At 60.7% G+C, this 23,528-nt stretch carries 22 protein-coding genes and 1 pseudogene; 8 read left to right on the top strand and 15 right to left on the bottom strand.

The features are described from left to right. Positions 1-12: 12 nt before the first annotated feature. The gene (locus A6764_RS06765; protein WP_065066992.1) at positions 13-1,251 is read right to left on the bottom strand and encodes an MFS transporter; all 1,239 of its coding nucleotides are present in this window, start codon (positions 1,249-1,251) and stop codon (positions 13-15) included. A 315-nt stretch (positions 1,252-1,566) separates the two neighbouring features. Here A6764_RS06765 and A6764_RS06760 point away from each other — a divergent pair, with 315 nt between their 5' ends. Beyond that, positions 1,567-2,277: an ArsR/SmtB family transcription factor gene (locus A6764_RS06760; protein ID WP_083989787.1), complete on the top strand. Its 711-nt coding sequence runs from the start codon at positions 1,567-1,569 to the stop codon at positions 2,275-2,277. Beyond that, the gene (locus A6764_RS06755) at positions 2,258-3,616 is read left to right on the top strand and encodes an MFS transporter (protein WP_065066994.1); all 1,359 of its coding nucleotides are present in this window, start codon (positions 2,258-2,260) and stop codon (positions 3,614-3,616) included. Before A6764_RS06760 ends, A6764_RS06755 begins: the two co-directional genes overlap by 20 nt. 92 nt (positions 3,617-3,708) lie before the next feature. Here the strand turns inward: A6764_RS06755 and codY are convergent, their stop codons facing one another. The 5 genes from codY to A6764_RS06730 all read right to left on the bottom strand — a co-directional run bounded on the left by codY (position 3,709) and on the right by A6764_RS06730 (position 6,955). Then, positions 3,709-4,479 carry a GTP-sensing pleiotropic transcriptional regulator CodY gene (codY, locus tag A6764_RS06750; RefSeq protein WP_065066995.1) on the bottom strand — a complete coding sequence of 257 codons (771 nt, stop codon included), beginning with the start codon at positions 4,477-4,479 and terminating at the stop codon, positions 3,709-3,711. Between the two features lie 354 nt (positions 4,480-4,833). Further along, the gene (locus A6764_RS06745) at positions 4,834-5,610 is read right to left on the bottom strand and encodes a sporulation protein (protein ID WP_029098724.1); all 777 of its coding nucleotides are present in this window, start codon (positions 5,608-5,610) and stop codon (positions 4,834-4,836) included. A 122-nt stretch (positions 5,611-5,732) separates the two neighbouring features. Further along, complete coding sequence (locus tag A6764_RS06740) at positions 5,733-6,218, bottom strand: sporulation membrane protein YtrI (RefSeq protein ID WP_065066996.1); 486 nt, start codon at positions 6,216-6,218, stop codon at positions 5,733-5,735. Further along, the gene (locus A6764_RS06735; RefSeq protein ID WP_029098722.1) at positions 6,215-6,529 is read right to left on the bottom strand and encodes a YtrH family sporulation protein; all 315 of its coding nucleotides are present in this window, start codon (positions 6,527-6,529) and stop codon (positions 6,215-6,217) included. Before A6764_RS06735 ends, A6764_RS06740 begins: the two co-directional genes overlap by 4 nt. 201 nt (positions 6,530-6,730) lie before the next feature. Then, positions 6,731-6,955 (bottom strand): hypothetical protein, encoded by a 225-nt coding sequence (locus A6764_RS06730; protein ID WP_029098721.1) that lies wholly within the window; start codon positions 6,953-6,955, stop codon positions 6,731-6,733. A gap of 318 nt (positions 6,956-7,273) precedes the next feature. Here A6764_RS06730 and A6764_RS06725 point away from each other — a divergent pair, with 318 nt between their 5' ends. The 4 genes from A6764_RS06725 (at position 7,274) to A6764_RS06710 (ending at position 10,381) form a co-directional block, all read left to right on the top strand. Further along, positions 7,274-8,533, top strand: coding sequence for an MFS transporter (locus A6764_RS06725; protein WP_065066997.1), 1,260 nt, complete (start codon positions 7,274-7,276; stop codon positions 8,531-8,533). Beyond that, positions 8,530-8,691 carry a hypothetical protein gene (locus tag A6764_RS06720; RefSeq protein ID WP_176703260.1) on the top strand — a complete coding sequence of 54 codons (162 nt, stop codon included), beginning with the start codon at positions 8,530-8,532 and terminating at the stop codon, positions 8,689-8,691. The genes A6764_RS06725 and A6764_RS06720 overlap by 4 nt, the downstream gene beginning before the upstream one ends. Positions 8,692-8,707: 16 nt before the next feature. After that, a complete protein-coding gene (locus A6764_RS06715; RefSeq protein WP_176703261.1) occupies positions 8,708-8,845 on the top strand; it encodes a hypothetical protein in 138 nt (45 codons plus the stop codon). A 126-nt stretch (positions 8,846-8,971) separates the two neighbouring features. After that, entirely contained in the window at positions 8,972-10,381 is a 1,410-nt protein-coding gene (locus tag A6764_RS06710; protein WP_176703262.1) for an HD domain-containing phosphohydrolase, read from the top strand. Positions 10,382-10,428: 47 nt separating this feature from the next. Here A6764_RS06710 and A6764_RS06705 read toward each other — a convergent pair whose 3' ends face one another. Both A6764_RS06705 and A6764_RS06700 read right to left on the bottom strand, forming a co-directional pair. Beyond that, on the bottom strand, positions 10,429-10,944 hold the full coding sequence (locus A6764_RS06705) for a hypothetical protein (protein ID WP_029098719.1): 516 nt from the start codon (positions 10,942-10,944) through the stop codon (positions 10,429-10,431). 12 nt (positions 10,945-10,956) lie between these two features. Continuing rightward, the gene (locus tag A6764_RS06700) at positions 10,957-12,036 is read right to left on the bottom strand and encodes a M42 family metallopeptidase (RefSeq protein WP_029098718.1); all 1,080 of its coding nucleotides are present in this window, start codon (positions 12,034-12,036) and stop codon (positions 10,957-10,959) included. A gap of 145 nt (positions 12,037-12,181) precedes the next feature. Between A6764_RS06700 and A6764_RS06695 the strand changes: the two genes are divergently transcribed. Then, entirely contained in the window at positions 12,182-13,006 is an 825-nt protein-coding gene (locus tag A6764_RS06695) for a hypothetical protein (RefSeq protein WP_065066999.1), read from the top strand. A 77-nt stretch (positions 13,007-13,083) separates the two neighbouring features. After that, positions 13,084-14,365: pseudogene (locus tag A6764_RS06690) on the top strand (NAD(P)/FAD-dependent oxidoreductase). 248 nt (positions 14,366-14,613) lie between these two features. On the opposite strand, the gene A6764_RS06685 reads toward A6764_RS06690, so the two are convergent. The 7 genes from A6764_RS06685 to A6764_RS06655 form a co-directional block, all read right to left on the bottom strand. Beyond that, on the bottom strand, positions 14,614-14,811 hold the full coding sequence (locus A6764_RS06685) for a hypothetical protein (protein WP_029098715.1): 198 nt from the start codon (positions 14,809-14,811) through the stop codon (positions 14,614-14,616). Positions 14,812-14,818: 7 nt separating this feature from the next. After that, complete coding sequence (locus A6764_RS06680; RefSeq protein WP_413541973.1) at positions 14,819-17,467, bottom strand: septation ring formation regulator EzrA; 2,649 nt, start codon at positions 17,465-17,467, stop codon at positions 14,819-14,821. A gap of 42 nt (positions 17,468-17,509) precedes the next feature. Further along, positions 17,510-18,118: a forespore capture DNA-binding protein RefZ gene (gene refZ, locus A6764_RS06675; RefSeq protein WP_035299872.1), complete on the bottom strand. Its 609-nt coding sequence runs from the start codon at positions 18,116-18,118 to the stop codon at positions 17,510-17,512. A gap of 269 nt (positions 18,119-18,387) precedes the next feature. Then, the gene (locus A6764_RS06670; protein WP_065067001.1) at positions 18,388-19,263 is read right to left on the bottom strand and encodes a hypothetical protein; all 876 of its coding nucleotides are present in this window, start codon (positions 19,261-19,263) and stop codon (positions 18,388-18,390) included. A gap of 65 nt (positions 19,264-19,328) precedes the next feature. Continuing rightward, entirely contained in the window at positions 19,329-20,324 is a 996-nt protein-coding gene (locus A6764_RS06665; RefSeq protein WP_065067002.1) for an MBL fold metallo-hydrolase, read from the bottom strand. 176 nt (positions 20,325-20,500) lie between these two features. Next, a complete protein-coding gene (locus A6764_RS06660; protein WP_255309663.1) occupies positions 20,501-22,756 on the bottom strand; it encodes a GGDEF domain-containing protein in 2,256 nt (751 codons plus the stop codon). A gap of 25 nt (positions 22,757-22,781) precedes the next feature. After that, positions 22,782-23,363, bottom strand: coding sequence for a histidine phosphatase family protein (locus tag A6764_RS06655; protein WP_044897344.1), 582 nt, complete (start codon positions 23,361-23,363; stop codon positions 22,782-22,784). Between the last annotated feature and the right edge of the window lie 165 nt (positions 23,364-23,528).

Raw genomic sequence — 23,528 nt, 5'->3', positions numbered from 1 at the left:
GGTGTGATCCGTTTACATCCCGGCTCCCGTTTCCTTTTCAAGCTGCCTGCCCGTCCTGCTGTCCGTTTGGCCGCGGCTGCCCAACAGCCAGATCAGGCCGGCCGCTGCCCCGAACACGGCCAACCCGCTGGAGACGGCGGCGCTTCCCGCCTGTTGGGCGCCGTACCCGACGATTAGGCAGCCAACCGAGTAGCTGCCCATCGTCACCATTTCCCTGATGGAAAAGACGCGGGCCAGGTAATCGGGATCGGCCAACTGCTGCAGGCGCGTCACCGCCAGGATCGACGAGCCAAACGAGGCAAAGGCGCAGAACAGCGACGCTGCCGCCAGAGCGGCGATCGGCCCGGAGTGGAAGATCGCGTAGATTGAGACCCCCATCGCCGCCAGTGCCCAGCCGAGCGCCATGTTGATCCCTTTTGTCCCCATGCGGTCGGCCAGCCTGCCCGCCACCAGACCGGCACAAACGCCGCCCAGGCCGAGCGGGATGTCCAGCAGCCCGAAGACGAACAACCCCTCGCCTCTCTCCTGCAGCACGAAGTACATCAGCATGACGTAATACGCTCCCAGGAACCGCTCCGCCATCTGGTACAGCAGAACCCCGGCGATCTCCCGCTGCCTGCCGATGTATCGGAAGCCTTCGCGCAGGCGCTGCACAAAACCGCTGCCGGTCCGCTCCGACTCGTCCGCAAAGGCGGGCAGCCGCAGCAGGATCAACAGCGAGACAGCGTAGCAGGCGGCGTCCAGAAGAAAGTTAAACCGGTAGGAAAACAAGTAGACCAACATGGCCGCGATCCCCTGGCAGACGATGATCAAAAACGACGTCGTGCCCTGCAGGAGCGAATTGGCCGCCAGCCTGTCTTCGGCTTTCACCGTGCGGACGATGGCCACCTGCATGGCCGGCTGAAAAAAGGCGCTGCAGATGTTGACCATAATCAGGAGCACATAGGCCGCCCAGAGATAGGCGGGCGACGTGATCCAGAAGAAGAGGCTGACGAGGATGCCCCGCAGCAGATTGACGACGATCATGACGCGCCGTTTGTCCCAATGCTCCAGCAAGGCGCCGGAAAAAACGCTGGTGATCACATAAGGCATCAGGCGAAACACCGTGCCGGCCGCAAACGACAGCCCGGACCCGCTCAGGTCGTGCAGCAGGCCGACGACGGCGATAAACGTGAACTCGTTTCCGATGATATGGATGACATGAGCCGTGTACAGACGGCGAAAGACAGGATGACGCAGAAGCGCCGTCATGGTCAAACCCCTTTCACCGTTTTCTCCGTATTGTACCACGTTGCGTCAGGAAAGGCTTCTATTGATCCCCCGTCCGAGAAGCCGGTTCATCTTCAGCGGATGATTGCACCGAAGCCGATGCCGGATGCTGACGCGGTGGTGCTTCGTCCCCCAGAATCAGGAGGTGGCCTCAAGGAACATGCGATGCGGATTCCATCACAAATCGAAAAACATGATTGAAAACCTGCACGTTCATCTGATACAATTCGTTCAAACAAATTTGAACGTTTCAATAATAACGTTATGTTCAAATATTTAAAAGAGGGTGATTGTTTCTTGAAACGTTATCTGGTCATCGAAAGTCTGGAACAACTGCGCGCCATTAGTGACGCGCTGCGCCTGGAAATGATCACGCTGCTGACCAAAGACGCGTACACGGGAAAACAGTTGGCCGGGATGCTTTCCCTCTCCCCTTCCAAGGTTCACTACCATCTGAAGGAGCTGGAGCACCACGGCTTTGTCCACGTGGTCCGCACCGAGGAGAAAAACGGGATTGTGCAGAAGTTCTACCGCTCCGTCGCTTTCGATTTCAAGGTGAGCGAAGACCTGCTGCCGTCCCTGCGCGAGGACACCCTTTTGCAGCAGGAAGCGATACTCAACCACCTGCGTTCCAGCATCACCCGGCTGTACAACGCGCCGGACGAATCGTTTCTGCTCTTTGCCGAAGAGGAGAAACGGCCGCCGCTCTACGCCTTCAACGGGGAAGTAAAGGCGCCGCGGGACGAGATCAAGGCATGGATCAAAAAGTATCGCGCCCTGCTGGAGGAATTGAACGACATGGAGGAACGCCACCTGCAGCGGATCAAGGCCGGGGAGGCGGAAGATACGGGAGAAGTGTTTTACTTCGTCGGCGTCGGCTTCATGACCAACGAGCAGATCTACGTGGCCGACGATGAATCGCTGCCCGAGGGATTCGTGCATGCAGACGATGTGACGGCAGGGAAAATCTGCAGGAGGAAAACGGAACATGACCCGTCAGGAAAATAAACGCGCGCTGTGGAAAAACAGCCAGTTTGTCCGGCTCTGGTTCGGCAACCTGATTTCGGCGCTGGCCGACGGTGCGTTCTTCGTTGCCCTCTCCTGGTTTATCGTGGACGTGACCGGATCGGAGACGGTGCTCGGCACCACCCTGATCTGCATGTCCATTCCCCGCCTGCTGTTTATGCTGGCGGGCGGAGTGGCCGCCGACAGGTTCAGCCGCAAGCGGATCATGGTCGGCTCCATTCTGGCCCGGGGGATAGTGCTCTCCGGCTTCGGCCTGCTGCTCTTGTACGACTCCGGCCAACTGCTTCCCTACTCCGCCTACACGATGGCCGCCCTGTTCGGCACGGTGGACGCCTTTTTCTGGCCGGCGCGCAGTTCCATTCTGCCGTTTGTCGTCGGCCGCGACCAGTTGGCCGCGGCCAACAGCCTGATGGAAATCTCGCAGCAGCTCAGCATGGTCGGCGGTCCGCTGGTCGCCGCCCTGCTGCTGCACGCCGTCCCGTACCCGCCGATGTTTTTGATCATGGCTGCCGCCTTTTTCGCCGGTACTCTGATTCTCTTCACGCTCCGGCTCCAGCCCGTCCAAACGGAGCCGGCAGCGGAACCGGATCGCCCGCATGCGTCGCGGCCTTCCTACTTCCGCGACGTCTGGGAAGGCATCCGCTTCACCTTTTCCATCCCGATCCTGACGATCATCTTCGGGACGTCCCTGGTGCTCAACATGATGTTTTCCGGTCCGGTCAACATGGGCCTGCCCCTTTTGGTCAAGCAGCTCGGCTGGGACGGCAGCGCCTACAGCTCGCTCAGTTCGGCGCTCGGCGTGGGCACCATCGCCGGCGGTGTCATCACCGCCCTGTGCGGCGGATTCCGCGGGCGCTACACGTTCCTGCCCCTGATGGTCGGGCTGATGGGGGCAGGCATCGCCGCCGTCTCGCTCATGCATCAACTGGCGTTTGGGCTGGCGATGCTGTTCGCCGTCGGCATGGCGATGAGCATGACCAACATCCCGCTGATCACCTACATACAGGCGATCGTTCCCGCCGCCAAGCTGGGCAGGGTGATGTCGCTGCTCACGCTGATGTCGGTCGGTCTGGGCCCGGTCAGCTACGCGCTTTGCTCTGTTCTCCTGGAGCGCAGGTGGGCCGCTCCGGACACGCTGCTCCTGGTCGGCGGCCTGTCACTCGGGACGATCGGCCTCAGCCTGCTTTTGTTCCGGGAGTTTCGCCGAATGGAGGAGCATCCGCTCTGGTCCGGCCGGACAGCGGCGGAAACGACCGACTCGCCGCAGCCGCACCAACCTGGCGACGGCAGCCGCAACGAAAACACACCCGCAGCGCTGTAACGCCTGCGGGTGTGTTTTCTCTCTTCGAAAGCAAATCGCGGGCATGCATGCGCCCTTTCCCTGCGGAAACGGGCGCGTTTTGCCGCCGCGTGCTACGACGTCTTCCATTTCGCCAGTTCGGCCGGAAACTTGTCGTTCAGCACTTTAATGTAGGTGCCTTTCATGCCGAGCGAGCGGGACTCCAGCACGCCGGCGCTGGCCAGTTTTCTGAGCGCGTTGACGATGACGGAGCGGGTCAGGCCGGCCTGGTCGGCCAGTTGGCTGGCGACGAGCAGCCCTTCTTTGGCATCGAGCTGTTCCATGATTTTCTCGATTGCGATCTGCTCGCTGTACGACAGCGACGAGAGCGCAATCTTGGCAAAGGTTTTGTCGCGCACCTCGCTTTCGATCTGCTCCGTGCGCTGACGGACGATTTTCATGCCGATCACGGTGGCGCCGATTTCCGCCAGGATCAGATCTTCCGTCTCAAACAGGCCGTACGCCCGCATCAGGACGAGCGTGCCGAGGCGGCTGCCTCCGGCGTTGATCGGCACGATGGTGGTCATCATCTGCGGGAAGAGTGACACCAGGTCGGGCGTCACCATGCTGTAAGGGCTTTGCACCGGTTCGTTGGCCAGTGATTGGCTTACCTCCAGCAGCCGCTGATGATAGCCGGACGGGAGCAGGTCATGCGTCCGCTCCCCGACGGCAAAGTCCTGCCGCAGGCCGCTGCCGATGATGGAGCCGTCGGCGGTGATGATGTAGACGTTGGCGTCGATGACGTCGGACAAAAGACGGGCCAGGTCATGGTAGCCGACACCGCTGCCTCCCATCGTTTTTTGCAGCATCACATTAATCTTTCTCGTTTTCTCCAGCAAATTCATTCCATTTCTTCCTCCTTGCGGTTATGTATGGTCTCAGTATTGTCTGAAAAATCCCGGCTCATACATGCAAATCAAAAAATAGGCAATAAAGGAACAGGCACCTTCAGGTCGTTGACCCATCGGCGCCTGTCCTGCACCTGCGCGGGTATTTGCCATTACCATGATAGAGAACCACATCCGGGAAGGGGCGAAGAGAATGAACCTGTTTAAAGGTGGAGGCTTCACCGGCATCGCTTTGATTCTCGTCCTGTTTGTCCTGCTGTCGATCGTCGGGGTAGATAACTGACCGCTGGTATCCGTGAGCGAAAAAAAAACTGCCTGAGCGGCACTCGCCAGGCAGTCTTTTTGCCGTGCTTAGTGAATTTGACGGCGGATCAGTTCGTCGATCTGGTCGGCAATCACATCGGTCGGACGGTTCAGATCGGCCGCAGTCAGGCGGAAGCGGGCATACCGTTCATCCAGGTTGAACGCTTCTTCAAAGACGCCCAGGAAACCGCGCGCCCGTTTGTCCAGTTCCAGCAGCACTTCCAGCTCTCCGTCACGAAGGTGGAAGACCGCTTCCAGCTCTTCCAGACGGCTGCGGTACGGGCCGGTCGGACGGAATTCGAATTCCTGCACGAACGGATAGCGGCGGCCCAGGTAGCGATTGTACTCGCAGTCCACCTTGAACAGTTGGAACCCGATCAGGTGGATGGCGTCCAGCACTTTTTCCATCAGGGGATGGGGCCGTACCTCGATGAAGTCGGAATCGCCCGGATCGATGGCGTTCTTGATGTCCAGTCCGGTGCGCAGATAGACCGGCTGCCGCCCCATCGTCAGGGGCGTCTCGTACGGCAGTTGGAAGGCAAACGGCAGCACTCTTCGTTCTTTCGGCTGCAGCGTGAAGCGCTCGGACAGGCGGTGCTTGACCAGTATGCACTCCTCTTTTACCTTGTTGTCGTTCACTTCCCGTTCGTAGTGGGTGACGACGTACATGTAGATGTCGTCGATCTCCTGGGCTACGTCCCCGCCCACCATGTGGACTTCCCCTCTCACCATGTCGCCGGGGATGAGGGAATCCTGCTCCAGTCGGGTGTCAACCTGCGCGGAGCCGATCCCGACGCTGGCCAGCAGCTTTTTGAACATCGACATCGCTTCATTCTCTCCTTCGCTACGGATCGCAGTCCGCCGGAGTTTCTGTATGGATATACGGGAGGAGGAGCAGAAAGTTTCATCGCGGCGGCGATTTTTCCGGCGATACCACCTGTTCGCCGTCAGGTTCCCTCCCGCTTCATTTCCACTGTGACGAACAGAAACAGATCGCGGCTGATCGCCACCGTTTTCACCCGCACCTCGGCCATCGTGCCCTCGTCGTCCACGACGTACTCCCTGCGCCTGAGCATTTCATGCAGCACCTCGTGCACGCCGGCCACCTGCTCCACTTTTTTGCCCTTCAGGGAGGCGAGGTCTTTTTCCAAACGGCGCACCACCTGCACCTCGATCGTCGGGTGCGGCTTCGGATCCAGCACGACCACGCGGATTTCCTCGATCACGACGTCCTGCTGTTTGCGGGAAACCCGCTGGGACTGCCTCAGCGCCTCGTTCTCTTCCCGCAATTTCTCCGTCAACAGCTTCAAACTCTGGTTCAGGACCAGCATTTGCTCCATTTCCCGCCCGTATACCAGCAGCACCCCGGTTCCGCCCAGCACGGCGCCTACCACCAGCAGGGCGACGTACCGCTTCCACAGACTCACGCTCATGAACGCACCTGCCACAGCCATTGGACGGTGATCGTGCCCATGTGGGCGCCGAGAAACGCCACCACGATCATCACCAACTGTTTTACCACGGGGTGGAAGTGGCCCACGAGGATCTTTTCGATCTGCAAAAAGGAGTCGAACGTGCCGCCCAGAGCGCCCACCAGCCCCCAGATCTTCAACTGGTCCGCCAGTTCCTTCATCGACCAGAGCGGCGGTTTTTCTGCCGCCAGAAAATAGCCCAATCCGCCGGAAAGGGACCCTCCGACGACAATGCCGTACGCGATAAAAAAGGTAAGAATCACCTGAGACATGTCTTCATTCCTCCCGACTTGGCAGCGTATGCTTATCCCTACGCCGCTTGTCAGGCAAATATGAAGAGGAAAACAACGGTGCCATATCAGGGGGCATGGCAATCCCGCCGGGTCGCCGGCGAGTTCCCGGGACACCGCGCAAACGCAACCTGTCCCGGACGCGAAAAAACGGCATGCCTGCCGCTGACATGCCGCTCGTTCTCATCCTTTTTTTCGTCTCATCCGGCCCAGCTTGCGTTGGATGCGCGGCGCGTGCATGACCATCAAATTCATGAACAGATTGACCATGTTCGGATTGCGCAGAAGCTGCTGGAACACTTCCGGATTTTCCTTGAACCACTGTTCATTGGCCTGTACCCAGGCCCTGAAGCCCTTGTTGTTTTTGTAGTAGCGGTTCAATCGGCTGATCGGGCGGTATGCGCTCATCCTACTCTATCCCTTCGTCAAAGAAAATGGAGAGAAGAAAGACAATCACCAGGATCCAGATGATGACTTCAAACCCTTCGTGTTTGAAAAAACGATTCATATCTGTCCCTCCTTGTTCCTCCAGCCTGTACCCGTGCGCCGTACGTTCGGCCCATGGCCGTATACAGTAATAGGTATATGTCGCGGGGAGTCGGATGGATTGGACGGCCGCCTGTTCGCCGCGATTTTCCGCTTTCGCCCAACGGCCGCGCGGGTGCATAGTTTTTGCCAGCGTTCATCCATACTATCGGAGAGACTGTGTCACAAGGAGGCGGCGCCATGATTTGGGGAACGGAATCGCTCCGGCGAAACAAAACCTACACGCTGCTCTTGGCGCTGGTTTTTTTCATGCATCTGGCCGCCTATCTGATCGTCCCCGTGTTTCCCGTCTTCCTGCAAAACGTGCGAGCCTTTTCCATCGCGGAAGTCGGACTGGTTCTCGGGGTGGGGAGCATTGCCTATCAGGCGGCCAGTCTCCTCGGGGGACCTCTGTCCGACCGCTTCGGCAGACGCTCCGTCATGATAGCGGGCGCGCTGCTGCAGGGGCTGGCGATGCTCGGCTATCACTGGGGCCAGACGTTTTGGCTGTTTCTCGTGTTTTCAGGCGTAAACGGGCTGGGCGTCGGGCTTCTCGCCCCGACGATCAAGGCCACGATTGCCGACGCCGTGGCGGAGGAGGAGCGGACGGCCGCTTTTTCCTGGCGGGGCATTTTTGCCCATCTGGGGATTATTGTCGCCGGGCTGACCATCACCTGGCTGACTGCCCTTGGCCGAACGCCCTTTCTGCTTGCCTCCCTGGTGTTTGCCACGCTGGCCGTCATCACGTGGCTGACGCTGCCCAACGACCGCTGCGTGGGGCCGGACTGCCGCCGGACGCCGCTGCCGGAGTATCTGCACATCCTGCGTCACCGCAGTTTCCTGCTGTTCTCCGGCATCTCGCTGCTCATCTGGGCGTTCTATGCCCAGTTTGCCCTGGTGCTCCCCCTGCGCGGCGAACACGTACTGCACACTTCGACCCTGATCGGCCTGATCTGGACCATCAACTCCGTCAGCGTTGTGCTGCTGCAGGGGGTTATCTCCCGCTTCGTGCTCGCGCGGATCAATCCGTATCTGGCGCTTGTGGCGGGAATTGCGCTGTTGGGTGCCGGGCTGTTCGGGATCGGCTTTGCCAGGCAGTTCGCCACGCTCAGCGCATCGGCCGTGCTGTTCATTATTGGAGAAATGCTGTTTCTGCCCGTACTGGACAGCCTTGTCGGCTATTTTGCCAAGGAGAACTGGCTGAACGCCTACTTCGGTGTGGCCAACTTCGTCTCCGGGATCGGCACGGCGCTCGGCACCAGCATCGGTGGCGCCCTGGTGGAACGGCTGGGCGGAGTAGCCAGTCCTTACCCGTGGATCGCCTACGCGCTGGCAACGGTGCTGCTGGCTGCCATTCTCGGCCTGTTTGCCTTGTACGCCATGCCGCGTCACAAGCGGGGCCGGGTGCCGGACGCACAGGGAGAGCCGCGGACAGCCGGCAGAAAGGAGGGAGCCCGATGAATGGGGAACCGGGAGCCGACGAGCGGGAGATGCCCGCAGCCGAAGCGAAAATCCTGCTGCGCCTGCCGCTTTCGTCCCTGTTGATCCATCTCGAAGACAGCCTGCAGCACAAGCATCTGAGCCGCGGGGAAACGGCCAGCCGCAAACCATGGCTGTGAAAGGAGGGAAACACACGTGAAGCTACCGGAAAAACGCGTCTCCAACAATCAGGACGTGCGTTCCGAGCGCAACGTCCAGCCTGCATCCACGCAAAACGACAGTCCGGGGTACGGGGACAAGAAGCTGGAAGGGCCAAATCGTCCCTCGACATAGCAGAAGGAGTGGTTCGACCACTCCTTCACTATTTTTCGACAATATTCGGGGAATTTATTGAAGGTTATGTCGATTTGCCCTATTATGAGGAAGAAGAATACCAAAATGCGGAAAGGACGTAGCGCCTTGCCTCTAAAACCTGCAACCCAATCGCGCCTTTACCCCTTGTTCCTCGTGCTGCTGCCCATTCTGTTTACCTGCGTCGTGTTCTTCGGGTACTCACAGGCACAACTGCTGTACTACAAAAACGGAGTGCAAGCGATGGACAGGCAGTTGGACACTGTCTTCCAAATCCTTTCCCTGTTTCACGAACGGGTCGACGAGGACTCCCTCACCTTCACCGAAGCCCAACAGCGGGTGAAGGATCTGATTGCCGGCCCCAAACGGCCTGACGGCACGCGCGACAGCAGCGCCGTCCGGTTGACGATGGGCGAGGGAGAAAACCTGTTTGCGTTCAATTCTCAGGGAACCCTGACGGTTCATGCCGAATGGGAAGGGCAGAACCTGAACAACACCCCCACTCCAGAAGGGCGCTATCTCATCCGGGAAGTGCTGAACGAGGGAAAACACCACCTCTCGTATCAGTGGCAGCCCCCGGACGGCGCTTCTCCCGAAAGCAGAATTTCCGTCGTCCGCTACTTTCCGCAGTGGGACTGGTACGTCGGCATTGTCACGTCGGAAGAGCGTTTTTACCAGCAGTTTTCCAGCTTCAAGACGCTGCTGGTCCTGCTGGTGGCCGGCAGCTACCTGATCACGGCCGTCCTGATCTACCTGACCCAGCGGCAGGAAAAGCTGCTGCTGAGCTCCAAGCGGCGCGGCGAACAACTGGCCGAAGCCAACCAAAGCATCCTGAAATCGCTGGCGGTCGCCCTGGAGGAGCGGGATTCCTACACCTCGGGCCACTCCCAGCGGGTCGCCTACTACATGCGGGTCATCGGGAAGCAGATGGGCATGGACGAGGCGATGCTGGATACGGTGTACACCGGCGGACTGCTGCACGACATCGGCAAAATCGGCATTGAGGACAGCATTCTGCTGAAGCCGGGGCGGCTTACGGACGAAGAATACGAGATCATCAAAGCCCATCCGGTACGCGGGGAAGCGCTGCTGCGCAAACTGTTTGCCCAGGCCGGAACGCAGGATTCGCAGCAGATCGAGACGATTCTCGTCATCACCCGTCACCATCACGAACGCTTTGACGGAAAAGGGTACCCCGATGGGTTGAAGGGAGAGGACATTCCGCTCGTCGCCCGGATCTCCGCCGTAGCCGACGCGTTTGACGCGATGACCTCGTCCCGCGCCTACCGCAAAGGACTCTCCTTTTCCAAAGCGTGCGACGAAATCATCCGCAACACGGGCACGCAGTTTTGTCCCCAAGTGGTGGACGCCTTTTTTCAAAGCGTGACGGAAGAGACGTTCTTTCACGCCCATCACATCTCCCGGGCCAATCAGCTCCTGCTCGACCGCTTCGACGAGGCCCGCGAAATTGCCCTGGCCCAGCCGCCGTTCAACCGGGAACCGGGCATTCCGCAATAAAACAGCCATGCTGCTCACCCGTTTGGAGCAACATGGCTGTTTGTTTTTCAATCCTCCCCGTCGATGGGCACCCATCTGTACGGCAGTCCGTACGCTTCCAGACGGGCGGCAAAGCGTTCCGCTTCCCGCTGTGGCGCGATCAACTGCAGGTAACGGGTGAAGTAAAAGACGATCCGGTCCTTCTCCTGTTCCTGCAGCCGGTAGTGGGACAACTGGGAAACGTCCGGGAGGGTATGAAAGTAGTCGTAGCGCTCGGGCGTCAGCGGGGCGCGAAACACGCGGCTGACCACCACGTCCCCGCTGTAGGTTTCCCTCATGTTCGCTTTGGACGCCCCCAGAAACCGGAGCAGATCGCCCGCCCGGCGGGCCCCCAGTTTGTCGGCCAGCATGCCGTCGTTGTACTCCACTTCCAGGTGGGTCAAGCGGGGGCGGACGCTCTCCAGCATCGCCATAAGAACTTTGCGGACGGCCAGATTGCTCGGGGAGAAGCCGTTGTCGTAGAAGTTGTACTCAAACGACGTCTCTTCGCCCTGACACCGGGTGTAAAACGTTACAGCATTCACGCCTCGTCCCTCCTAGCGCGGCAGGATCGCGTCCAGCGCCGATCGGTCCAGCCTGCGCACGGCGGCAAACAGCAGGCGCTTGGCCGCTTCGTAGTCGTCCCGGTCGATGATGGCCGCATGGCTGTGAATGTAACGGGCCGGGATGCCGATGACAGCGGAAGGAACGCCCTTTCCGTGGTACTGAACCGGACCGGCGTCCGTTCCCCCTTTGGCGACGTAGAACTGGTAGGGGATGTTCTCTTCTTCGCAGATCGCGATCAAAAAGTCGCGCAGTCCCGGCTGCAGAATAAAGAGCGGATCGTACAGCCGCATCAGCACGCCGCCGCCCAGTTTGCCGCCCTCCTCCCTGACGCCGGGGATGTCGCCGGCCGGACTCGCATCCAGCGCCAGGAACAGATCCGGTTCAATGACGGCCGCCGCCGTCTTGGCCCCGCGGGCGCCCGGCAATTCTTCCTGCACCGTGGCTCCCACGTAGACCACGTTGGGGTGGTCGGGGCGTTCGTGCAGTTCCTTGGCCAGCTCTACCGCCAGGCTGCAGCCGTAGCGGTTGTCCCACGCTTTTGCCATCAGCCGCTTCGGATTTGCCATCACGGTAAACGGACAGACCGGCACCACCGGCTGCCCCGGCCGCACGCCCAGCCGCTCCGCCTCCTGGCGCGAATCCACGCCGATGTCGATGTACATGTTGCGGATGTCCATCGGCCGGTGGCGCTGATCGTCGTTCAGCACGTGCGGCGGGATGGAACTGATCACTCCGTCGATCGCGCCGGCAGGCGTCAAGACCTGCACCCGCTGGGCCAGCAGGACCTGTCCCCACCAGCCGCCGACAGTTTGAAACGAGAGGAACCCCTTGTCCGAGATCCGCGTCACCATGAAGCCCACTTCGTCCAAGTGGCCCGCCACCATGATGCGGGGGCCGTTTTCATCCCCGCGCATGACGCCGAACAAGCTTCCCAGATTATCGCAGACGATTTCCTGCGTGTACGTCGATATGTACTCCCGCATAACGGTTCGCACGGGCCCTTCAAAACCGGGAATCCCCGGCGCTTCGGTCAATCGCTTCCACAGCTCAAGCTGAAACTGATGTTCCATTCCGGCAAACCTCCTCCTGTACGCGGCGAACCGCGTCCCTTCTATTATTAGCCAAGGGGTAGCGGGATGCAACCGCCCATCCGGCAGGAATACGGGTTCCCGCCCCGAATGGATTTACAGACACACACGGATGGAGGAAGCAGTCATGACCATAACCTTTCGCAAATTGACGGACAAGGCGGAGCTGCAGGAACTGGAAGCATTGGAAGGAACTATATGGAGCGGCTCGTCCGTGATTCCGCTGCACATGACGCTGACGGTCGCCAAGTTTGGCGGCCTCTTTCTCGGCGCCTACGACGGCGACCGGATGATCGGCTTTCTGTACAGCTTTCCCGGCTACACGGACGGGGAACTGCACCTCTGCTCGCACATGCTGGGATTTCTGCCCGAGTACCGCAAACAGGGGTTGGGCGTCCGGATGAAATGGATGCAGCGGGAGGAAGCCCTGCTCGCCGGGTATCCCAAGATCACCTGGACGTACGACCCGCTGGAGACGGTGAACGGCTATCTGAACATCGCCAAGCTGGGCGGCGTCGTCTGCCGTTATCTCCCCGACTGTTACGGCGAGCTGAACGACGACCTGAACCGGGGGCTGCCGACCGACCGCTTCCTGGTCGAGTGGTTCATCGCCAGCGACCGGGTGGAGCGGCACCGCGCCGGTCAGCCCAGACGCCCGGACACGGCCGGTGTGCCGGAGGTGCTGTCCTGCGACCTGAGCGGCGAGCTGCCCCGCCCGCGGGACATCCGGCCGGACTGCTCCGGCGAACGGCTGCTGCTGCCCGTCCCCGCTCATTTTCAGGCGGTGAAACAGGCGGACATGGGAGCGGCCGCAGCCTGGCGGGAAGCGACCCGCACGCTGTTTACCCGTTACTTGGAGCAGGGCTATGTGGTGACCGATCTTCTGCGGGATCAGCCGGTCGTCCGCTACGTCCTGGAGAAGCGTCCGGTGGAGGACATTCTGCGGGGCTGAACGGGCGAAAACGCTCGTCCTTTTGCTGTGGTACAATGGGAGATGCCATTTATCACAACGACAAAGGACGAGAAGACATGAAGGCAAGCGAATACGACGTGATCGTCATCGGCGGCGGACCGGCCGGGCTGATGGCTGCGATCGCCGCCTCCGGGGAAGGAGCGCGGGTCTGCCTGGTGGAAAAAGGGGCCAAGCAGGGGACGCAAGCTGATCATCTCCGGCGGCGGGCGCTGCAACGTGACCAACGCCAAGGACATGGACGAGCTGATCAAGCAGATGCCGGGCAATGGCCGGTTCATGTACAGCGCGTTTACCCAGTTCGGCAACCGGGAGATCATCCGCTTCTTCGAAGAGATGGGCGTCGCCCTGAAGGAAGAAGACCGCGGCCGGATGTTTCCCGTCACCGACAAGGCGATTACCGTGGCTAATGCGCTAATCGAGCGGATGAAGCGGCAGGGGGTGCAGATTCGCCTGAACAGTCCGGTGGAGCGTGTCCTGTACGCGGACGGCCGCACCTGCGGGGTACAGCTCCGTAGCGGCGAGCGGCTCCACGCCCCCTGTGTGGTGATCGCCGTCGGGGGATGCTCCGTTCCGCAAACCGGTTCCACCGGAGACGGCTACGCCTGGGCGCGGGAAGCGGGACACACCATCACCGAATTGTATCCGACGGAAGTGCCGCTGGTGGCGAGTGACCCGTTCATCCGGGACAAGTCGCTGCAGGGGCTGTCTCTGCGCGATGTGGCATTGACGCTTTACGACGCCAAGGGCAAAAGGGTAACCACCCAGGAAGGCGACATGATTTTCACCCACTTTGGCATCTCCGGGCCGGCCGCCCTGCGCATGGGCCATTACGTCTCGGTGACGAAACGGAAGCAGGGCGACGCGCCGCTGCAGCTCACCATCGACCTGATGCCGGCGAAGCACCTTGACGAAGTGGCCGAGGAAAGCTGGCGCCTCCTGGAGGACCAGCCGAAAAAAGCGGCGAAAAACGTGCTGAAAGGCTATCTGCCGGAACGGATGATTCCGCTGCTGCTGGCGATGGCCGCCATCCCGGAGGACCAAACCGGAAACCACATGGGCAAACAGCAGTGGATGGCCCTGGTCCGGCTGATCAAGGCGTTTCCCCTGACCGTGACCGGCACCCTGTCGCTCGAAGAGGCGTTCATCACGGGGGGCGGCGTCAGCGTCAAGGAGATCGATCCCCGGACCATGCAGTCAAAGCGGATGACCGGGCTGTTTTTTGCCGGCGAAGTGATGGATGTGCACGCCCACACCGGCGGATACAACATCACCATCGCCTTCTCCTCCGGCTTCGTGGCCGGCACCCACAGCGCACGGATGGCGTTGGGGACGGCGTAACGGAAAAAACCTCTTCGTTTTGAGACGAAGAGGTTTGAATTGGGAGAAAACGGGAAAACTATGGAGCAGGTACTCTTTTCTTCGGAAAAAGAGTGAGCAGAACCCCTACTCCCCCTAGTTGCGGGGTTCTCACACCTCTACTCCCTTTATCTTCCTACATGGGGCGTCGATGAAACAGTCGGCGCTCCCCTTTTTTTGCCTTCCGACTTTACATCCCGGCGTCCGTTATTGTCTGCGGGCGGCTGTCCCTACACGGTCAGCCGGTACAGGTAGGCCAGCGCCGACAGGATGAAGGCGAAGCCCAGGAGAAAAAAGGTATGGGCCCGCTGCCTGACGCGCCGCTCGTCGCCGTTGAAGTGGGCGAGCAGGCGGGCGCGCCAACGCTTGGTGCGGGGCTGCCACATCAGAAGCAGGCCGACGGCGAAGAGAAACAGGGGGAGCATCATCCGCGCCTCACCCCTTTTTCTTGCGCCGCAAGAGCCATCCTTTTTCCGGCTCTTCGGATGCCCCTTCCACGATCAGGCGGGCTGCCTCCGCAAGCTGGTACGCCTCGTCGAACGCCAGTTGGCGAAACGCCTGCTCCGCTTTGGTCAGCATGTCATCCACCTGCCGGTTTTGGCGGCGGTAGCGGTTGGTATACTGGATCGCTCCCTCCGCCTTTTGGCAGGTGGAGATCGTCATTTCCGCCAGACGCTCCGTCTCCAGCAGCAGTTCATTGGCTTCATTGATCAGGATGGCCACCTCGTCCAGATCGTAGCGGTACTGCTCCATCATCGCCTTGATCCGCGCGAGGATCTGCACCACGTCTTCAAACAGGTATTTCAACCGGGCCGGAATCCCCGGCAGGTAGCTCCGCTTGATCTCCTGGCGAAGCCGCACCAGCGTGCCGGAGATTCGCTCCAGCTCGTCGAGGGCGTCATCCTCCGTCTCGATGACCAGCCGCTCTGGTACCGGCTGCTCCTCCGCTTCCGCCTCTTCCCGCGTATCGTGGCCCTTGGGAATTACCAGTTCAAATTCTGCGTCCTCCTGGTCCGCCGGTTCTTCCATATGGCTGGCAGCCATGCGTTCCTCGGCTTGAAGCGCCGGGTTCTCACCGGGACGGGCAGCCGGGTGTTCCCGGACAGCAATGCCCCCCGCATGCCGGTCGTCCGCCTTTTCCCTGACACCAGCCGATTTCGTTCCGCCCAGGGCAGCCGGCGTGTCAAACAGCCATTCCCGCTCCGCCTGGGTCAGCGCCTCGTCCGCCGCTGCGGAGAGGGAGACACCGCCTTCCTCCCGCCGGCCTTCAACGCGCCCCGGTGCCGCAGGTGTCCGTTCCTCTCCTTCTCCTGTCCGGACATGTCCTGCTGCGCCCAATGCGGCGGCTCCCAATGCGGCGGCTCCCAATGCGGCGGCTCCCAATGCGGCGGCTCCCGATGCGGTTTCAGCCGCCGCCGCGGAAATGGCCGCCGCTGCCGTATCGGCGAGAGCAGCCGCAGGTGCCGCCGATCGGTCAACCACCGCCGCCGCCTCGCTCGGCATCTCGTCAGAAGAGACGTGTCCGATGCTCCCATCCGGCTCACCGCCAGCCTGCTCCCATTCCTCCGGTTCCGCCGCGGAAACGGTCGCTGCCGCCTGCCGTTGGCTCAGGACCATGTTCTCGATATTCTGGTACGTATTGTCAATCAGCACGTCAAACGCTTTGACATGGGTCTCCACCATGTCCAGGCTTCCCTCTTCCAAAGCCGACTTCGCCGCGTTGATGAGCTGCTTGGCCTGCAGCAGGGAGCCTTCCAGCGGGTCCTGGTTCAGATCGTACCCGTCGCCCGTCGCCTGGATGATGCCCTCCTCCAACTGCTTGAACTCTTCCGGCATCTCCTTCAACACGCGTCCGACCAGCGCCGGAATCCGCTCCAGGTCGCTCGCCAGCGTGCCCAGAAGCTTCTGCGCCTTCAGCGTGATGTCGTAGGCCAGCACGTCGTCGCCGTCCGCGCGCGCTTCCTTGATCATGGCGCGCATGGTTTCCACCTCATCCAGCGCCGTCTTCAGTTCGTGGAACGACAGCCCGTACTCCAGACGCAGGTCGGACAGGCGCCGTTCCACCTGCTCCACCTGCTTGCCGATTTCCGGAATGGCCAGCTTGCTTTCCTTTTTCGTGGCGACCACCTGGGTGGTATCCGTCTTCAGTTCGTCCAGTTCCTGCTCGATGGCGCCGAGCATGTCCCGCGCTTCCGCCAGCAGGCCGAGCGCCAGTTGGAAGCGGAAGCGGTCGCACGCCTCCTCCGCGTCCAGAATCATCATCTCCACGTCGGGGATGCGGATGCGCAGCAGGTTTTCCTTCCGGTCGGCCAGATGCATGTACCGCTCCTCGGTCTTGCCGCGGGAACGGCGCAGCGGCTTGTCCACCTCGATGACGTTGATTTTTTCCACCAGTTCGTCCTTCCACTCCTCCACCGCATCCACCTGGGCAAAAATGGAGCGGCGGCGGATCATCGCGTACACCAGCGCAGCGGAGAGAGCGGCAAAGACCGCGCCGATCCCGTACAGCCACCAGGGCAGTCCCGCGTCCGATTGTTCCTCCGGCTTCGCCGCCGGAGCGGACGGCTGGGCAGCGTCAGGGGAACCTGCCGCTGCGCCCGTCTTGTTTTTCATCCCTTCCAATTCTCCCTTGACTTCCGCCAGAAACGCCTGGATCCCCTGCAGGTACTGTTTTTCCACGCGGAACGGTTCATAGTAGGCCGCCACCTTTTCGCGCAGCATGTCCGGGGTGGCGCCTTTTGCCTCCAGCGCGGGTCCGGCGTGCACCCCAAGCTGTTGGGTGTTGATGTCGAGCACGATCATCAGGGTGTCCTCGGGCAGGTTGTAGTTGTCGTACAGCTTTTTCGCGTATTCGTCGGGCGTTTGGGCCTCCGGCTGGGTGCTTTCGACAACCACCACCTTGTAGTTGCCGCCGAGCTGCCTGATCGCTTCGGCAGCGCTCTGCCGCTCGTTCTGTTTCAGATAGCCGTCGGCGTCTTGAATCACTTCGTCCGTTTTGTCCGGAAACGGCGTAGCCATCGCCGGATTGGCATATAACAGCATGCCTGCCAGACAGAGCAGGACCCATTTTCTTTTCACGGTCATGACAACCCCTTAGCGTAAAATTCTCGAGTGGTGCGGGCCGGCTTACCCGCGAGCCGGGAGCAGCCACGCCTCCAGATAGCGCATGACGGAGACGAGCAGCCATTCCGCAAACTCCTCCGAGGCCGGCTCCAGATAGTAGACTTCCCGTACCGATTGCGGCTGCAAAAACGGATAAATGAGCTGGCTGGCCGTGGCCAGGGCGATGCGATCCACCGGCACGGCGCGAAACTCTCCCGCAGCGATTCCTTCTTCGATCACGTTGGCGATGCCGTGCTTCCAGCGGCTCAGGTACAGCGTCATCACTTCCCGCGCCAGCATGGACTCCACGCTCAATTCGCGCTGAATCAGCCGGGTGATGGGCGCGTGCTCCCGCTGAAACGACAGGTAGAGGCGAATCACCCGCTCCAGCCGTTCCATGGAAGGCAGTCCGCTGTCTTCTTTTTCCCGATTTTCCAGCAGACGAAACAGCGTCTCGAAGTATGAGGCGATCAGTGTCTCCAGCACGCCCTGTTTTCCCCGGAAGTGGTAGGAAATGAGCGCGACGTTCACCCGCGCTTCTTCCGCGATCTGACGCACGGACGTGCCGTGGTAGCCGTGTATGTCAAACAGCTTGGCCGCTGCCGACAGAATGCGCAGTTTGGTCTGATCCATTCGCCATTCCCCTCTCCTGTTCCGGCCATCGCAAATCCGAACCGGGCAGCAAGGCCGCTCAGGCAAATTCCCTTGTACAGACCATTCGCCAACAAACAGATAGTCCTGTAGATAGTTCGACAAAGTTTTCCAGAGTTCCTCCTGCCAATTTTAGCAAGTACGCGAAAGCGGCACGACCGCACATGGTGCGGCTGCCGCGACGCCCCGCCCCGCGCAAAAAGGCGTTCACACACCGCACCTGCGGCACGTGAACGCCTGCTTCCATTCCCTCACTTTGCCGTTTTCTCCGCGCTCGTCGGCTCCGGCAGCGGCGGCACTTGTCCGTAGTTTTGCAGAAACGTCTCCACCTGGGCGTGCTCCAGCACCCGCTGGTTGTTGGCGTCGTACTCGGAGCGGATAGACATCACCAGACTGGTGGGCAGCATGGTGGTCTTGTTGTAATACACGGTGTACTCCGCCTCCAGCTCCATCTGGTCGATTATCTCGTCAACGTTCGGCTCCGCCGCCTGGATGGCCGCTCCCTGCCGGGGCGCTCTCCACGCGCCGTCGGAGAGCATCATCGCCAGCTTGAGCCGCGGCTGATGGGCGGACTGGACATGCGGACCCGCCTGCTCCTTCATTTGTTCCGCCAGCCAATTCTTCAGCCTCGTCGAGTCCAGCAGCACCCGCACCGCTTCGATGTCGTCTGCCGTATTGCGGTCGGTCAGCGGCAGTACGCTCTTTTTCAACTCGTCCATCTGTCGGAAGGCAAAGACCGGGTCCCAGTTGTTCAACTCCTGGCGAAATGACCCGTCGCGGCCCACGCTCTTCCACTCCTGGTCGCTGCCCTGCTTGACGTACAGCCGCTGCTGCCTGGACAAAAGCGACAGGGTGTTCACCCGTTTCCGTTCAGGCTGCGACAGATTCACATTCATCAGGATTCCGTCCCCATGCTTCCGCCCGGAGAAACTGACGACGTTTCCGTTGGCGGTATCCCCTGTCAGCAGCTTGGTCTGGCCGTAAAACGCAAACGCCTCCTGCTCCGCAAAACGGTCGCGGACCTGGTCAAAGGCGGCTGCCGCGTTTGGCCTGGTCCCCATCGTGTTGCAGCCCGCCAGCGCCGCGCACAGCAGGGGCAAGAATATGAAGTTCCACGCTTTGCGCATGTTCGTCCCTCCTCCTCGTCGCCATTAGGGTTTCCGAGGAAGAAAAGGCTTATTCTGCTGGCAGGTCAAAGGGAATAGTAGAGCACGCCGTCCTTCTTCCTGATCTCCACCTGGTGCAGAATCGCCAACAGGTCGATGTGGCCCAGCGTCTCCGAGAGCGTGAGCGGCAGTTCCTTTTCGTACAGCGACGGAAACAAAAGCGCGTTCAACTCGTAGGCCGTCTTTTCGCCGTCAGCCAGGAACCGGCGGAGCATGCCCGTCCGCTCCCAGTTTTTCTGCAATCGCGCCAGGATCAGTTCGCGGTGATTGGTCACCGGCTCGCCGTGCCCGGACAGCACCAGGTCGATCTCCATGTCGGCGCACATCTGAAGCGCCGTCCGGTACTGCACCAGGGTCAGCGGTCGGGCCCGCGACTGGTCACGGGGCGGCTCGACAAAGGCGTTGGAAGAGATGTGCTTGATGATGTGATCCCCGGCGATCATGACGCGATCGGCCGCCCGGTACAGGGAAAGATGGCTCTGCGAGTGGCCCGGGGTGTAGAGAACCTGCCACTCGGGCAGATGGGGCGCCGCCTGCTCGTGCTTCAACAAACCGTCGATGCGGCTGCGCTGCGAAAACGTCATCATCAACTGGTGGAACTTCCGGATGAGGAAGAGCTTCTCCTCCGGCACGCCGCTCTCCCGGTAGAGCTCGTGGAAAAACCGGTCGTGAAAGGCGAGAAACGGTTCGTGCCACTCCACGTACGGGACGGCGAGCGGATGGGCGTAGGCGCGCGCTCCCGACGCCTGCCGGACCCGTTCCAACAGCCCGCAGTGGTCGACGTGATGGTGGGTCAAAATGACCTGTTCAATCGCTTCCACCCGGTATCCGAGCTCGTCCAGTCCGTCCGTCAGCGCCTGCCAGGCCTCCTCGGTCAGCGGTCCGGCATCCACCAGCGTCAAACGCTCCCCTTCCACCAGATAGACGTTGACCGCTCCGACGGAAAAGGGAGTGGGAATCTCCAGCCGGTACACCCCATTCGCCACTTGCTCCGCAATTCGCTTGTGCTTGTCACTTCCCATTCGCCATTCCCCCGTCCTGTCTGTGTATTGGTCGTTACGAAAGACGTGTACCGCGTCCCTGTCGGCGCAGCCGATTCATCGTTGGCAGATGCTTTTCTTGCTGTATCAGGAAGCGGACTCATGGACGTTCACACTCTCTGATCCAGGAAGAAAAAGCAAAGAGCCTCGTCCGGCTCCTACGCGAGAATCACTTGGTTTCTGCCTTTGTTTTTCGCCTCGTACAAGGCGACGTCGGCCTGGTGGAACAGCTCCTCCACGCTGAACTGCGGCTGCAGGTCCCGGCTCCATGCTGCCAGGCCGCAGGAGATGGTGACCCGCGGAGTGGTTTCCGCCTCCACCAGGGAGCGGATGCGCTCGGCGATGCCATGGGCGGTCGCCTTGTCCACGCGCGGCAGGTAGATCGCCAGTTCTTCGCCGCCCCAGCGGGCCGCGATATCCGATTCACGAATGTTGCGTCGAATTAGGTCGGACACCTGCAGCAGCACTTCGTCGCCCACCTGATGTCCGTACGTGTCGTTCACCGTTTTGAAATAGTCGATGTCGATCAAGAGGAGCGAACCATAGCAGTCTTTCTCCAGCGACGACCGCACGCAGTCGTTCAGGTGGCGCCGGGTGTAGAGACCGGTCAGGTTGTCGGTGATCACCATCCGCTCCACTTCGTTGTGCAGCATGGCGTTGGTCATGGCCAGGCTGACGTGCTGCCCGAAGATCTCCAGCAGTTTATAATCGTCAAAACCAAAGAAATGATGGCGGGAATCGGCAGCGAGCAGCACGCCTCCCAGTTCTCCTTCCACCACCAGCGGCACTCCCATCAGCGACGCGCAGGGCTTCAGGGAAAAGGGCAGCGGTTTGGCGCCGGGCTGTGCGAGCATGAGCACCTGTTTGCCGGCCACGGCATCCGCCAACGGTTTTTCGGAGGCGGACACCAGCCGTCCGTGACACGCGGGCAGCGATGAAGAGATGACTTCGAAGCGGTCTTCATCCGGCCGTTTGCGCAGGATGGCGACAAATTCGGCCGAGAAGGTCTCCAGGAGCATCTTCGTCACAAAGTCGAGGATTTCCTTCAGATTCAGGCTGCGGTTCAACTGCCGTGCCATTTCGTTGATCAGGCGCAGCTCCCGGATCAGGTTGCGCGACTGCTGGTAGAGCTGGGCATTTTCAAAAGCTTTCCCCGCCGTCTCCGCCAGGATCGAGATGTACTCCGTCTCCTGCGGCCCCGGTGCTGCCTGCCGTTCGGCCGTTAGCTGCAGCACCCCGTAAATGCCCTGTTTGCCCAACAGCGGCGCGGCGATCACGGCCATTGGGATGCCGTCGCGCTCTTCGTAATCGACGACCAGTCTTCCCTCCAGGTACGCCCGCGTGCTGGTGGACGCGTCATCGTCCTGAAAGGAGAGGGGTTTGACGGGTGTGGTGGCGTTGGTTTCCACGGTCAGAAACAGTTCGACAAAAGCCGTCGGATAGAGCTTCCGGATGCTGGTCACGATCTCGCTCAGCACGTCTTCCACGTCGATGGACGCCTGAATCCTGGTCATCAACTGATACAGCAGATCCTTTTGGGTGGCCTCGCGGCGCAGCGCATCGGCGACCATGGTCCGCCACAAGGCGTAGCTCGCCTTTTCCCCCACTTCCTGCAGGAAGGCGACATCCCGTTCGTCGTACACACAGTCCGGCTCGTCAGGCGGGAGGTGCAGAAACAGCGCGTACAGCGGCCTGTTTTCGCAGGAGATGGGAAAAACGACGGTGCGGTGCTCGTCCCACACGGACGGCGTGATCATCCGCTCGCCCAGGCGGGCCGCCACCTGCTTGATGTGGCAGTCCTCCTCGCCTGCCGGCTCGGTGGTCACCAGTTCCCGGCTGTTCAGCGTTCCGGCTTCCGTCAGCCTGACGGCGGAGCAGTACCCTTTTTCCACGATGTCCGCGATCTGCCCCACCAAACTGGTCAGCAGATCCTTCGTGTTGTCGTGTCTGGTGAGGTTCATCACGATTTCGCTGGTGGCGTGCTGAATGTAGGCATCGTACCCCATCCGGATCAACGGTTCCAATCCGCGCATGAAGGAACAGAAGTCGAAGTCTACCTCCGTCTGGGGGGCCAGCATGCCGATAACGGCGCGGGCACGCCCGTCGCGTTCGCACAGCGGAAACGCGCCCCAGACCAGGGGACCGCTGTCCGCCACACATACCGTGATCTCTCCCGTACGCAGGGCGCGGGATACGGGCGAGCGGGCATCGCCGCAAAGCGAGCTGCCCTTTTGCAGGTCAAGTCCGTTGGGATTCCAGGTTTGGCCGACTTGCATCCTGATGACGTTGAGCAAACGGCCGACGGAATCTGTCAAGAAAAGAATGCCTGGGCGCTTTTCCGGCCAGGATTGCAGAATAAAGTGGGCCATGTAGGAAAAGACAGTCTCCAACTTCCCCAACATTTTGCTTGACACGAGAATTCCCTCTCTCAGCGTTTTCTCATTTTTCCAAATGGTCAGTATCATTGACCTGCAGCACTTCCCAACGCTGCCCGGTGTAACGGAACACGTTGACTGCCGTGTTGTCGATCCGCGTTACGCCCGTTCCCTGCTCACCGTTGGTCACGTAGTGCAAAAAGCAATTAATAAAGCCTCCGTGGGATACGACGACAATCTCTTCGCCCGGATGGCCGGCCGCCAGCCCGGTCAACGTCGTCACAGCTCGCTGTTGCATTCCCTCGAAGGTCTCGATTCCGCATGCCACTTCATCTTGATGTGCAAACCGTTCCCTGATTTCCTCGTACGTCAACCCTTCCCACTGACCGTAGCACCGCTCCCTGAGCGCGCTCAAGGCGGAAACGGAGACGCCGGCGTTCTCCGCAATCTGGCGGGCTGTTTGCAGCGCCCGGCTGAGATCGCTGGAGTAGACGGCACGGATGGTCTTGCCGCGAAAACGGGCAGCCACCTGCCGCGCCTGGCGCAGGCCCGCTTCGTTCAGCGCCACGTCGCTGTGGCCCTGAATGCGGCGCGCGAGGTTCCAATCCGTTTCACCGTGGCGAATCAAGTAGACGATCGTATCCAAGTTGCTTACTCCTCCCCGGCCGTGATTCTGGTGCTGGTCCTTTTTCATTATATAAGATGAATGTTTGCAATTCCATATAGATTGCGACACACCTGGGACAAAATTCCCATTTTTCCTCGCCTCTCCATTTCCCCCGTCCGCGTGAAACGAGCGTGCGGTTCCACG

Origin of the sequence: Brevibacillus sp. WF146, from assembly GCF_001673705.2 — a bacterium.
Lineage (GTDB): Bacteria > Bacillota > Bacilli > Brevibacillales > Brevibacillaceae > Brevibacillus > Brevibacillus thermoruber.
This window is presented reverse-complemented; position numbering and strand designations above follow the sequence as displayed.